At 62.8% G+C, this 12242-nt stretch carries 13 protein-coding genes; 10 read left to right on the top strand and 3 right to left on the bottom strand.

The window, feature by feature from the left end:
- The 6 genes from cheZ to ACIPHN_RS21130 all read left to right on the top strand — a co-directional run bounded on the left by cheZ (position 1) and on the right by ACIPHN_RS21130 (position 7298).
- A complete protein-coding gene (cheZ, locus tag ACIPHN_RS21155) occupies positions 1–651 on the top strand; it encodes a protein phosphatase CheZ (RefSeq protein ID WP_400439731.1) in 651 nt (216 codons plus the stop codon).
- Positions 652–952: 301 nt separating this feature from the next.
- Positions 953–2125: a flagellar biosynthesis protein FlhB gene (gene flhB / locus ACIPHN_RS21150; RefSeq protein WP_400439728.1), complete on the top strand. Its 1173-nt coding sequence runs from the start codon at positions 953–955 to the stop codon at positions 2123–2125.
- Between the two features lie 5 nt (positions 2126–2130).
- Entirely contained in the window at positions 2131–4236 is a 2106-nt protein-coding gene (gene flhA, locus ACIPHN_RS21145; protein ID WP_400439726.1) for a flagellar biosynthesis protein FlhA, read from the top strand.
- Positions 4233–5723, top strand: coding sequence for a flagellar biosynthesis protein FlhF (gene flhF / locus ACIPHN_RS21140; protein WP_400439723.1), 1491 nt, complete (start codon positions 4233–4235; stop codon positions 5721–5723). Before flhA ends, flhF begins: the two co-directional genes overlap by 4 nt.
- Positions 5724–5757: 34 nt before the next feature.
- Positions 5758–6558, top strand: a complete 801-nt coding sequence (locus tag ACIPHN_RS21135; RefSeq protein ID WP_400439720.1) for a MinD/ParA family protein — start codon at positions 5758–5760, stop codon at positions 6556–6558.
- Between the two features lie 5 nt (positions 6559–6563).
- Positions 6564–7298, top strand: a complete 735-nt coding sequence (locus ACIPHN_RS21130) for an RNA polymerase sigma factor FliA (protein WP_400439718.1) — start codon at positions 6564–6566, stop codon at positions 7296–7298.
- 86 nt (positions 7299–7384) lie between these two features.
- On the opposite strand, the gene ACIPHN_RS21125 is transcribed toward ACIPHN_RS21130, so the two are convergent.
- From ACIPHN_RS21125 to flgA, 3 genes are all read right to left on the bottom strand, one after another.
- On the bottom strand, positions 7385–7846 hold the full coding sequence (locus tag ACIPHN_RS21125) for a flagella synthesis protein FlgN (protein ID WP_400439715.1): 462 nt from the start codon (positions 7844–7846) through the stop codon (positions 7385–7387).
- A gap of 25 nt (positions 7847–7871) precedes the next feature.
- The gene (flgM, locus tag ACIPHN_RS21120; protein WP_400439712.1) at positions 7872–8189 is read right to left on the bottom strand and encodes a flagellar biosynthesis anti-sigma factor FlgM; all 318 of its coding nucleotides are present in this window, start codon (positions 8187–8189) and stop codon (positions 7872–7874) included.
- 163 nt (positions 8190–8352) lie between these two features.
- Complete coding sequence (flgA, locus tag ACIPHN_RS21115) at positions 8353–9099, bottom strand: flagellar basal body P-ring formation chaperone FlgA (protein ID WP_400439709.1); 747 nt, start codon at positions 9097–9099, stop codon at positions 8353–8355.
- 210 nt (positions 9100–9309) lie between these two features.
- Here flgA and flgB point away from each other — a divergent pair, with 210 nt between their 5' ends.
- Genes flgB through flgE form a run of 4 tightly spaced genes read left to right on the top strand, consistent with a single transcriptional unit; the run spans position 9310 to position 12215 of the window.
- Positions 9310–9738, top strand: a complete 429-nt coding sequence (flgB, locus tag ACIPHN_RS21110) for a flagellar basal body rod protein FlgB (RefSeq protein ID WP_400439858.1) — start codon at positions 9310–9312, stop codon at positions 9736–9738.
- 6 nt (positions 9739–9744) lie between these two features.
- Positions 9745–10149, top strand: a complete 405-nt coding sequence (flgC, locus tag ACIPHN_RS21105) for a flagellar basal body rod protein FlgC (protein WP_400439706.1) — start codon at positions 9745–9747, stop codon at positions 10147–10149.
- Positions 10150–10166: 17 nt separating this feature from the next.
- Complete coding sequence (locus tag ACIPHN_RS21100) at positions 10167–10895, top strand: flagellar hook assembly protein FlgD (protein WP_400439704.1); 729 nt, start codon at positions 10167–10169, stop codon at positions 10893–10895.
- 39 nt (positions 10896–10934) lie between these two features.
- Positions 10935–12215, top strand: a complete 1281-nt coding sequence (gene flgE, locus ACIPHN_RS21095; protein WP_400439701.1) for a flagellar hook protein FlgE — start codon at positions 10935–10937, stop codon at positions 12213–12215.
- Positions 12216–12242 lie beyond the last annotated feature (27 nt).

Below are 12242 nucleotides of genomic sequence, written 5' to 3'. Positions count from 1 at the left end.
ATGGAAGAGGGCCTCGATTCTGCCCGCAAGCCCTCCGGCGACGGTGTAGCGGCGAACGAAGAGGTGCTGGTGCGCATCGGTCACATGACGCGCAACCTGCACGATAGCCTGCGCGGCCTGGGTTTTGACCGCCTGCTGGAGCGGGCGGCCAGCGACATGCCGGACGCCCGTGATCGCCTTGAATACGTGGCCCGCATGACCGAGCAGGCCGCGCAGCGCGTGCTCAATGCCACCGAGCTGGCCAGTCCCTTGCAGGAGCGCATCGGCGAGGGCGCCGGTGAGCTCAAGGCGCAATGGGATGCCGCCAATGCCGGCAGTTTCTCGGAGGCCGATTATCGCGCCCTGGGAGCGAAGACCGCCGCTTTCCTGGCCCAGGCGGGCGAGGACAGCAGCGTGACCAAGCAGCAACTGCTGGACATCATGATGGCCCAGGATTTCCAGGACCTGACCGGCCAGGTCATCAAGCGCGTGACCAAGCTGGCCCATGACCTGGAGTCGCAACTGGTGCAATTGCTGGTCGATTATTCGCCTTCTGACGCCAAGCGCGAGGATACCGGCCTGCTCAACGGGCCGCAGATCGATCCGGCTGGCAAGGATGTGATCGCCAACCAGGGGCAGGTCGACGACCTGCTGGAAAGCCTGGGTTTCTGAGGCTGTCCGGACGGGCGCGAAGGCTTTTTTCGCGCCCGTAGCCTGTCTTTTGTGATGTTTTGGCAAGTTTTGTTGTTTGCCTGACCCCGTCTACCGGACGTTTCCCATTTTTCGAGACGCATCGTTCTGCCTGACGCAGACACTTGCGTTTTTGCCTAGTCCGAAATGGGGGACCTTTCCGCCCCTATTCCCCTGATGATCCCGTCCCGCCGTCCCCAATAATCCTGCCTATTGTTCTAGAAATCCGTCCATTGAAAGCGTTCTTGGACGGACGTGCAGTTTTGCAGGGGGGATGCGGCGGATGGCCGAAGATAGCGACATGGAGCGGACCGAACCCGCCACGGGTAAACGCCTTGAGCGTGCCCGTGAGCAGGGTGATGTGCCGCGTTCGCGCGAGCTGGCCACTTGCCTGTTGCTGCTGGTGGGGGGCAGCTGTGTGTGGATGTTCAGCGGTCCGGTAGTGACCAGCGTGAACCGCATCATGGTGGCGACGCTCAGTTTCGAGCGCGCCGCCGCTTTCGACCCGGTGGTGCTGTTCAACATGCTCAGCGCCCATTTCATCGAGGTCGCCATCTCCATCATTCCGATCGCTTTCATGATGACCCTGGCGGCCATGGCCGCGCCCCTGATGCTGGGCGGCTGGCTCTTCAATGTCGATTCCCTGGCACCCAAGTTCGGCAAGCTCAATCCCCTCAACGGGATTGGCAACATGTTTTCCATCAATTCCCTGGTCGAGCTGGGCAAGGCCGTCCTCAAGACCCTGGTGGTCGGCATCGTGGCCTGGCTGGTCATCCGTAGCCAGATCGACGCCGTCATGGGGCTGGGCGTGGAATCGCTCGCGACCGCCAGCAGCCATTCGGCACACCTGTTGTGGACCAGCTTCATCGTGATCGTCGCGGCACTGGCCTTCATCGCCGCCATCGATGTGCCCTACCAGATCTGGAACTATGGCCGCAAGCTGCGCATGACGCGTCAGGAAGTCAAGCAGGAGCACAAGGAGTCCGAAGGCGATCCGCACATCAAGGGCAAGATCCGTGCGATGCAGCGTGCCATGGCCCGTCGTCGCATGATGGCCGAGGTGCCGACCGCCGACGTGGTGGTGACCAACCCGACCCACTTCGCGGTCGCCCTGAAATATACCGAAGGCAAGATGGCTGCGCCCAAGGTGGTGGCCAAGGGATCCGACGAGATCGCCGCCAAGATCCGCGAGATCGCCCGCGAGAACAAGGTGCCGCTGCTGGAGGCGCCGCCGCTGGCGCGTGCCTTGCACACCCACACCGAGATCGGTGACCAGATTCCCGAGGCACTCTATACCGCCGTGGCCGAGGTGCTGGCCTATGTGTTCCAGCTGCGTACCTATGGCCAGTTTGGCGGTTTGCGTCCAGTCGAACCCACCGAGCTGCAGGTGCCCAGGGACCTGGACCCGGCAACCGCGCCCAAGAAACCGCGCGGAGCACAGCGTAGAAACACGTAGTAACTATGGCAACCAAACTCAATACCCTGAAAATCCCGACCTGGGTGCCGATCAAGAGCGGCCGGGCACTGGCAGCGCCGGTCCTGATCATCCTGATGCTGGCCATGATGGTGCTGCCATTGCCGGCCTTCATGCTGGATCTGCTGTTCAGCTTCAACATCTCGCTGTCGGTGATCGTGCTGATGACTGCGCTCTACACGGTCAAGCCGCTGGACTTCATTGCCTTCCCGGCGGTGCTGCTGGTGTCGACCATGTTGCGGCTGTCGCTGAACGTGGCCTCGACCCGGGTGGTGCTGACGGAGGGCCACACCGGCCCCGACGCGGCAGGCAAGGTGATCGAGGCCTTCGGCCACTTCCTGATCGGGGGCAATTACACGGTCGGTATCGTGGTCTTCATCATCCTGACCATCATCAACTTCATGGTGGTGACCAAGGGTGCCGGTCGTATCGCCGAAGTGGGTGCCCGTTTTACCCTGGACGCCATGCCCGGCAAGCAGATGGCGATCGATGCCGACCTCAACGCCGGCCTGATCGGCGAACCCGAGGCCCGTGCCCGCCGCAAGGAAGTGGCGCAGGAGTCCGAATTCTATGGCGCCATGGACGGTGCCTCCAAGTATGTGCGCGGCGATGCCGTGGCCGGCATCATCGTCACCGTGGTCAACATCGTCGGTGGTCTGGTGGTGGGCATGGTGCAGCACGACCTGGCCTTTGATGCGGCCCTGAAGAATTACACCCTGCTGGCCATCGGTGACGGCCTGGTGGCGCAGATCCCCTCGCTGATCATCTCGACCGCTGCCGGTGTGGTGGTCTCGCGTGTGGCCAACGACCAGGACGTCGGCGGACAGCTCATCAACCAGCTCTTCGCCAAGCCGGAAGTGCTCTACATCACGGCGGCCATCATCGGTGGCATGGGCCTGATCCCGGGCATGCCGCATATCGCCTTCATCCTGCTGGCGGCGGCCATGGGCGGTGGGGCTTACGCCATTGGCAAGCGCGCCGAGAAGGTCAAGGCGGAAGCTGCTGCCCAGCCGCAAGCCGCGTCGGCTGCAGCTCCGGTGAATGAGGGCGAAGAAGCGACCTGGAACGATGTCATGCCGGTCGATACCCTGGGCCTGGAAGTGGGTTACCGCCTCATTCCGCTGGTCGACAAGGGGCAGGGCGGCGAATTGCTCAAGCGCATCAAGGGTATTCGCAAGAAATTCGCTCAGGAAGTCGGTTTTTTGTCGCCCCCCATCCATATCCGCGACAATCTGGAATTGAAACCCTCGGCCTATCGCATTACCCTCAAGGGTGTGGAAGTGGGTAACGGTGAAGCACATGCGGGCCAGTACCTGGCCATCAATCCCGGTATGGTGACCGGTCCCTTGCCGGGGATGATGACGACCGATCCGGCGTTTGGCCTGCCGGCGGTCTGGATCGAGAACGGCTTGCGCGAGCAGGCGTCCACCATGGGCTACACTGTGGTGGATGCTGGTACCGTGGTGGCGACCCACCTGAACCACCTGATCACCACCCATGCGTCCGAGCTGCTGGGGCGCCAGGAGGTGCAGAGCCTGCTGGACCATCTGGCCAAGGAAGCGCCCAAGCTGGTCGAGGATCTGGTGCCCAAGATGTTGCCGCTGGGGACCTTGCAGAAGGTGTTGCAGAACTTGCTGCTCGAAGGCGTGCATATCCGCGACATGCGCACCATCATCGAGACGCTGGCCGAGAACGTGGCGCGCGTGCAGGATCCCACCGACCTCACCGCCATCGTGCGCATTGCGCTGGGCCGGGCCATCGTGCAGCAGATCTTCCCGGGCGAGAGCGAGTTGCCGGTCATGGCGCTCGACTCCAAGCTGGAGCGTCTGCTGATGCAGGCACTGCAGGCCAGCGGCGACAGCGGCGGCATCGAGCCCGGCCTGGCCGACTCGCTGGTGACGCAGGCAGAAATGGCGGCGCAACGCCAGGAACAGATGGGCCTGTCACCGGTATTGCTGGTAGGCGCGCCCTTGCGGACCTTGCTGGCGCGCTTCCTGCGTCGTGCCATGCCACAATTGCGTGTGTTGTCGCACGCTGAAATACCGGAATCGAAAACGATTAAAGTTACTAGCCTAGTTGGAGGGCAAGCATGAACGTCAAGAAATTTATCGCCAATTCCTCTCGCGAGGCCTGGCGTCAGGTGCGCGAGGCGCTTGGGCCGGATGCCGTCATTCTCTCCAACCGCAATATTCCTGATGGGGTGGAAATCCTGGCCATGGCCAACGAGGATATGACCACTCTGGTCGCACCCACGGGCGCGCGCGAGGCGGTGGGGCGGCCCCAGGCGGCTTCCCTGCAGCAGCAATCGGGCTTGCCGCCGGCGCAGCAACCCAGGCGGCCGGCCTTGCTGTCCTCACCGGTGGCGTCGCAGGCCCCGCGCCAGCCGCGTGCCGACGTGCCACCGCTGCTGGACCAGCAGCCGCTAGGCCGGATCAATGCCCGCGCCGCCGAAGGGGCTGCCCCGACCAGCGACGCCCGTGTCTGGCGTAGTCGTAGCAGCGAGGGAGCCGCCCGCCAGGCCGGCACCAGCGATGCCGCAGAGGCCAGTGAGCAGGAGTCGGCGCGTCCGCGCTCGGCCTTGCCTGAGTTCGATGGCAAGGACTACGACGAAATCCTGTCGGAAGTCATGAGCGAGATCCGCTCCATGCGTGGCGTACTGGAGACCCAGCTGGCCGAGATCTCCTGGGGTGGCACGCAAAAGCGCGAGCCGCTCAAGGGCATCGTGCTCAAGGAAATGCTGGCGGCCGGCTTCTCGGCCAGCCTGTCGCGCCTGATCACCGAGAACCTGCCGGCCAACTCGAAGTCGCAGGACATCATGTTCTGGGTCAAGTCGGTGCTGGCGCGCAATCTCAACACCCTGTCCAACGAAAACGAACTGCTGGAGAACGGCGGCGTCTTCGCCCTGGTCGGCCCCACCGGCGTGGGCAAGACCACCACCACCGCCAAGCTGGCGGCGCGCTGCGTGATGCGCCACGGCTCCGGCAAGCTGGCCCTGATCACCACCGACGGCTACCGTATCGGTGGTTACGAACAACTGCGCATCTACGGCAAGATCCTGGGTGTGATGGTGCACTCGGTCAAGGATGAGGCTGACCTGCGCATCGCCCTGCAGGAGCTCAAGGGCAAGCATACCGTGCTCATCGATACGGCTGGGGTAGGCCAGCGAGACCAGATGGTGGTCGAGCAGGATGCCATGCTGGCCGGTGCCGGCGTGGATATCAAGCGCCTGCTGTGCCTGAACGCCACGGCCACCGGCGGTACCCTCAACGAGGTGGTGCACGCCTATTCCAGCTCCGGCCTGGCCGGTTGTATCGTCACCAAGCTCGACGAAGCCGCCACCATCGGCAACGTGCTCGATGTGGTGATCCGCCACAAGCTCAACCTGCACTACGTGGCCAACGGCCAGCGTGTGCCGGAAGACCTGCATGTGGCCAACAAGCTCTACCTGGCTGACCGTGCCTTCAAGCAGAAGAGGGAGACTGCCCCTTTTGAATTCCAGGAGTCCGAGTTGCCTGGTGTCATTGGCCCGACTGCCATGTCCATGAATGACAAAGGCCTGCGCGAGGTGAGCTTTGGCTAGTTACGAAATCGATCAGGCTGCAGGACTGCGCCGGATGCTGGAGCGCCCGGTGCCACGGCTGTTCACGTTCTTCTCGGTGCTGGGTGAGGAAGAGAAGAGCGCCATGCTGATCAACCTGGCGGCATCCTTGTCCCAGGGTAACCACAATGTGCTGGTCATCGATGGCGATGTCGCCTCCACGGGGCTGCTGACCCGCATCGGCTTGCGCCACGATGTGGCGACCCTGCAGGAGGTGGCGCGCATGGAGCGTCCGCTGGGCGAAGCCATGCGCCTGCTGCCGGAAGGTTTTTCGATGGCCCGGATCGCGCGCCGCACGGTGCCGTCCTCGATTGATCCGCAGGCCGGACGGCTGGCGGAGATCTTCGACAGCCTCATCGAGCAGGCCGAGATCACCCTGGTCAATGGCGTGCTGGCGGCTGACCAGTCCATGCCGGTGCCGACCATGGAGATGGGCGAAATCGTGATCCAGGTGTCGACCACGGCGACCTCGATCAAGGCCGCCTACGTGCTGCTCAAGAACCTGAGCGACCGGATTGGACGCCGTCCCTTCAGCCTCATCGTCAATGACGCCACCGAGGCCGAGGCACGTACCGTCCATGCCAACATGGCGCAGGCGGCCAGCCGCTACCTGGCGGCGCAGTTGAATTTCCTGGGGTCCATCCCCGCTGATGACCACATCCGCCGGGCGACCGGGCAGGGGCGGGCGGTGATGGACGTGTTCCCGTTTGCGGGCGCGGCAGTGGCGTTCCAGCGCCTGGCCAAGCGCTTCACGCTGGCAGAGCCGGCGCGCGGCAGTTACGGCATGGCCACCGATGGTGCCAGTCTGGGAGTGTGACGTGCATGTATAACGTCAAGGGAAAGAAAGGCAAGAACGATTTGCTGGAGCAGCATGCGCCGCTGGTGAAGAAGCTGGCGCATCAGCTCAAGGCAAAGTTGCCCCCTAGCGTCGAGGTAGATGACCTGATCCAGGCTGGCATGATGGGTCTGCTGGATGCTGTGCAGCGTTACGAAGAGACGCATGGCGCCCAGTTCGAGACCTATGCCGTGCAGCGTATCCGTGGTGCCATGCTCGACGAGCTGCGCAGCAGCGACTGGTTGCCGCGCAGCATCCGCCAGAATGCGCGCAAGGTGGAAGAGGCCCTGCAGACCCTGCTGCAGCAGCTGGGTCGTCCGCCGCAGGAGGCGGAAGTCGCCCAGCACATGAAGATCAGCCTGGTGGAATACCAGTCCCTGCTGACCGAGTGTGGTGGTCATCAGCTGATCTACTACGAAGATTTCCACGACGACGACGGCGGTCATGAGCATTTCCTGGACCGCTACCAGACCTCCGAGTCGGACGATCCGCTGCAGAACCTGATCAACGGCGGTTTCCGCGAGGCGGTGGTGGATTCCATCAAGGCCTTGCCCGAGCGCGAGCAGATCCTCATGGCCCTGTATTACGAGCAGGAGATGAACCTCAAGGAAATCGGTGCCGTCATGGGGGTGTCGGAGTCGCGTGTGTGCCAGTTGCACAGCCAGGCGATTTCGCGGATGCGCTCCTATCTGCGGGAGCATTCGTGGAGTGGCGTTTCCTGAGTGCCAGGGTAGTCGTCAGGTAAGCAAAAAGCCCGGCATTGCCGGGCTTTTTTCATGGTGGCCGAGACTGGTGGGGCTCGCCGATTTCAAACCACGCCCAGCCTGCGGCCGGAAGACTTGATGCTGCTCTGGCCATCCGGACCATAGAAGCTGCCGGTACCGGTCTTGCCTTGCAGGACGGTCAGGGCATTCTGGTTGACCGAGAGTTTCTTGCCGATCAGCAAGCCATTGACGCGGTTCAGTTCCTTGGCATCCTGGGCCAGCTCGAACAGATCGGCCCAGATATCCTTGTCGGCATCCGAACCTTGTTCATTCATCCATTTCTGCATGCCGGTCTCGTCATCGACATAGCCCAGTTCGGCCAGCTGGCGATGGCGATTTCCCGCCAGTGTGGTCATTTCGGCAACGATGGCAGCTTTATCGGTGATGATTTCAGTCATCCCTTCGGCGCTGGCCTCCGAGAGCAGGGCCTGTTCCTGGCGCAGCTTCTCGATCAGGCGCTGCATGGCGCCCTTTTCCTGGTTCAGTTGGCTAGCGGGGTGGCTCATGCGAAAGATCTGTGGAAAGCGGTGATCAGGCTGGCGTACGGGCGTTGATCAGGGTCTTGACGGTGTCGATCACCCCGTTGGCAATCTTCTCGGGGTCGATCTGGAAGGTGCCGTTGGCGATGGCGGCCTTGATCTCGGCCACTTTCTTGGCGTCGAAGCTGCCGCTGCTGCTGCTCACCTTGGTTTCCAGCGACTGGTAGGTGCTGGACAGGCGCACGCTGTCGGAAGCGGCGGCGTTACCGGCGGCACCGTTGCCGGCGGCCGCACCAGACTGGGCGTTGTTGCGCGTCTGGGTCTGCTCGGCATTGAGGGCAGTGGATTTGAGGGCGTCGTTAACGTTCACGGCAGTATTCCTTGTAGGGTGGGGGCGCTTTGCACCCGCCTGTCGCATAGATTATCGACCAATTCTCCGCAAACTTTAACACCATCGCCCCTAAATTGCGGGTTCGGATGCATTTTTCTTCACAAGTCTGACGAGAATCCTTGCCAGCTGGCGTTTCTTGCGATCAATAATTGATTTCAAGAATTCCGCCGGCCTTGGCAATGCCGCTCACTACCTGGCCAGTCGCCGTCCTGGCCTGGGCCATCTGTCCTTCGGTGGCATTGGTCATGGCACGTGCCTCGGTAGAAATCTGGAAGCCGGGGCCGTTGGACACCACCCGTACCGACTGGCCTTGCTGGACCACGCGCTGGTTGCGGATCGCATCCATGCGCAGGGGCGTGCCGGCGCGCAGCGACATGCCGGCAACCCGGCCCACGGCCTGCGATTCCTCGGTAATCACGCCGCTGGGCAGGCTGGACATGTCGCCGCGTACGCGGGTGATGTCGCTGGCGCTGATGGTCTGGCCCTGTACCAGCGGCACGGCGGCCACCAGGTAGTCCGCAACCACTTGCACATTGGCGCGCAGGTAGACCGTCCAGGGGGAGGGGGCGACGCACTTGATGCCGACCGTGGTGCGGCCCCACAGGCGCGCGCCGTTGGGCATGAAGGCCTGTGGTTCGACGCAGGCGGCCAGCGTCAGGCGCTGGTCGACCGGGTCGACGCTGATGGTGACGCTGCCGGGCAGGCCGGCAGTCTGGCTCTTGAGGAATTCTTCGGCGGATTGTTGTACGACTTGCAAGTCCTGGCGTTGCGGAGGAGTCGGGTCGTTCTGTGCCTGGGCCGGGCTTGTCCAGGCCAGGCTGCCAGCCAGCAGGGCCAGGGAGGCAAGCGCCAGGCGCGCCGCGCCGAGGAAGTGAAGGGGGTGTTTCATTTTATGCAACTTGCCCGGCGCACGGGCCTTGTCCAATCTTGGCAGCCATCGTACTCCGCGCGCGTGAGGTCAAAAGGAGGAACAAGAGAGGCTTTTCTTGGTTTATCGCCCCTTAGAGTGGCGAGTGGATCCGTATCATCAAGTCTACGTAATTCCATCATCGGCGCAGTGCGTGATCACCTCGCGGCGCCGGTCATCCTGGAGGACCTGATGGTCTCTAAGCTCGACGATTTCTTCCGTTTCAACGAAATGGCGCTGAATCTGCGCGCCCAGCGCCAGCAGGTGCTCGCCTCCAATATCGCCAATGCCGACACGCCCAACTACAAGGCGCGGGATGTCAACTTTGCCGATGCGCTGCAGAATGCGCTGGACAGCAAGTCGACCACCTTGCCGCCGCTGCAGCTGGCGCGCACCTCGGCGGCCCATGTGGCGGCGACGGCGCCCGACAACAGTGCCGGTAGCCTGGGCGGCTCGCCCTTGCTCTACCGCACCGTGACCCAGGGCAGCGTGGACGGCAATACGGTCGATATGGATGTGGAGCGCAACCAGTTCCTCGATAACGGCATCCGCTACGAAGCCGGTGTTACCGCCGTGAACGGCCAGATCAAGGCCATGATTAACGCCATCCAACCGGGTTGATAAGCCATGTCACTTTCCAACATCTTCAACGTTGCCGGCTCGGCCATGAGCGCGCAGTCGCAGCGACTCAACGCCACCGCCAGCAATATTGCCAACGCCGATAGCGCCACCAGCCCCGACGGCACGCCCTACAAGGCCAAGCAGGTGGTGTTCCAGGCCATCCCCGTGGGGGATGTCAAGGATAGCGGCGTGAAAGTGGCTGCCGTGGTGGAGGATCAGGCACCTCCCAAGCTGGTCTACGATCCCAAGCATCCCATGGCCGACGCCAACGGCTACGTCGCCATGCCCAATGTCAATCCGGTCGAGGAAATGGTCAACATGATCTCGGCTTCCCGCTCTTACCAGACCAACGTGGAAACCATGAATACCGCCAAGGCCATGCTGGTCAAGACTCTCACCATCGGTCAATAAGCCAAGGATAGTTCGCCATGACAACCGTATCCAACGATCTGCTCAGCGCCATGAACGGGACGAGCAGCAGCTCGTCCACCGCCGCGACCAGCGCTTCCAGTCTCAACGACAATAGCCCCGATGCGATCCAGAATCGCTTCCTGACGCTGCTGATCGCGCAGATGAAGAACCAGGATCCCAGCAATCCCATGGACAACTCCCAGCTGACCACGCAGATGGCGCAGCTGTCGACGGTGTCGGGCATCAGCCAGCTCAATAACACCCTGTCCACGCTGCTGAGCAACCTCAACAGCTCGCAGGCGCTGTCCACGGCCAACATGATCGGCCATGGCGTGCTGGCCCCGGGCAACAGCATCCAGCTGACCTCCGACACCACCACCGCCACCGATGGCACGACGACCACGTCGCAGAAGGCGGTGTTCGGCGTGAACCTCGATTCGACGGCGTCCTCGGTGGTCGTGACGGTCAAGGACTCCACCGGTGCCACGGTGCGCACCATGAATCTGGGGACCCAGTCCTCGGGCGTGGTGCCGGTCATCTGGGATGGCACCAACGACGCCGGCAGCAAGGCTGCCGACGGCAACTACACCTTCACCGTCAACGCCTCCAACAATGGCGTGGCGGTCAATGCCACGGCACTTGCTTTCGGTACGGTCTCCAGCGTGTCGACCACCAGCAGCGGGGTCATGCTCAACGTCGCCAACATCGGCACCATCAAGCCGACCGACGTTCTGCAAATTCTTTAATCGTCATTACCGACATCTTTCGTATCAAGGGGATATCTCATGGGTTTTCAACAAGGTCTGAGCGGACTGAACGGCGCCTCCAAGAGCCTGGACGTCATCGGTAATAACGTGGCCAACGCCAGCACGGTGGGCTTCAAGCAATCGCAGGCGCAGTTTGCCGACATGTACGCCAATTCGATGAACCGTTCGGGCAATTCGCCGGTCGGTATCGGCGTGACCGTGGCGGACGTGTCGCAGCAATTCACGCAGGGCAACATCACGTCGTCCAACAATCCACTGGATATCGCCATCAACGGCGACGGCTTCTTCCAGATGGCGGCCAGCCCGACCAACCTGTCGCCGATGTATGGCCGCAATGGCCAGTTCCAGCTGGACAAGAACGGCTACATCGTCAACCCCAGCGAAAACGGCGCCAACCTGATGGGTTATGCAGCCGGTGTCACGGGCGGTGATCCGGTGCCGCTGAAGATCGATACCTCGTCCATTCCCGCGACCACCACCACGACCATCAACACCAAGGTCAACCTGGATTCGCGCGTGACCGTGCCGACCACCACGCCCTTCAAGTCGACCGATCCGACCAGCTACAACAACTCCACCGGCGTGACGGTCTACGACAGCTTGGGTAACCCGTACAGCGTGCAGACCTACTACGTCAAGAACGCGCCGACCGGCACGCCGCCGACGACCAACTGGGATGTGTATGCCACCGTGAATGGCACCACCCTGACGACGACCGCGGGCGGTACCGTGCCACTGAAGCTGGGCACGATGACCTTCGATTCCACCGGCACCCTGACCGCTGGCGGCGCGATGACCATCGACCTGACCTCGGCCGGCACCAACCCTGGCATCGCTGCCGGCGGCGGCAACTTCGCCAGCACCATCGCCCTGAGCTATACCGGCTCCACCCAGACCGGTTCGGCCTTCGTGAACCTGGCGCAGACCCAGAACGGCATGCCGCCGGGCACGCTGTCGAGCTTCTCGATCGCCGCCGATGGCACCATCGTCGGTTCCTACAGCAACCAGCAGACCAAGAACCTGGGCAGCGTGGTGCTGGTCAACTTCGCCAACCCCAACGGCCTGCAGCCGCTGGGCAACAACCTGTACCAGGCCTCGGCCGCGGCCGGCAGCCCGCTGGTGGGCAAGCCGACCACCGGTACCTTCGGCACCCTGCAGGCGCGCGCGGTGGAAGACTCCAACGTCGACCTGACCGCCGAGCTGGTCAACATGATCGTGGCCCAGCGCGTCTACCAGGCCAACTCGCAGACCATCAAGGTGCAGGATACCGTCCTGCAGACCCTGGTCAGCCTGCGCTGATGCACTGATCTGCGCGCCCCTGCGGGG

This window comes from Herbaspirillum sp. NPDC087042, from assembly GCF_044745245.1.
In the GTDB taxonomy this organism is placed as follows: Bacteria; Pseudomonadota; Gammaproteobacteria; order Burkholderiales; family Burkholderiaceae_D; genus Herbaspirillum.
This window is presented reverse-complemented; position numbering and strand designations above follow the sequence as displayed.

Coding starts and splice junctions, on each gene's coding strand:
- cheZ (WP_400439731.1), top strand. CDS start 1: ATGGAAGAGGGCCTCGATTCTGCCCGCAAGCCCTCCGGCGACGGTGTA.
- flhB (WP_400439728.1), top strand. CDS start 953: ATGGCCGAAGATAGCGACATGGAGCGGACCGAACCCGCCACGGGTAAA.
- flhA (WP_400439726.1), top strand. CDS start 2,131: ATGGCAACCAAACTCAATACCCTGAAAATCCCGACCTGGGTGCCGATC.
- flhF (WP_400439723.1), top strand. CDS start 4,233: ATGAACGTCAAGAAATTTATCGCCAATTCCTCTCGCGAGGCCTGGCGT.
- ACIPHN_RS21135 (WP_400439720.1), top strand. CDS start 5,758: ATGCTGGAGCGCCCGGTGCCACGGCTGTTCACGTTCTTCTCGGTGCTG.
- ACIPHN_RS21130 (WP_400439718.1), top strand. CDS start 6,564: ATGTATAACGTCAAGGGAAAGAAAGGCAAGAACGATTTGCTGGAGCAG.
- ACIPHN_RS21125 (WP_400439715.1), bottom strand. CDS start 7,846: ATGAGCCACCCCGCTAGCCAACTGAACCAGGAAAAGGGCGCCATGCAG.
- flgA (WP_400439709.1), bottom strand. CDS start 9,099: ATGAAACACCCCCTTCACTTCCTCGGCGCGGCGCGCCTGGCGCTTGCC.
- flgB (WP_400439858.1), top strand. CDS start 9,310: ATGGTCTCTAAGCTCGACGATTTCTTCCGTTTCAACGAAATGGCGCTG.
- flgC (WP_400439706.1), top strand. CDS start 9,745: ATGTCACTTTCCAACATCTTCAACGTTGCCGGCTCGGCCATGAGCGCG.
- ACIPHN_RS21100 (WP_400439704.1), top strand. CDS start 10,167: ATGACAACCGTATCCAACGATCTGCTCAGCGCCATGAACGGGACGAGC.
- flgE (WP_400439701.1), top strand. CDS start 10,935: ATGGGTTTTCAACAAGGTCTGAGCGGACTGAACGGCGCCTCCAAGAGC.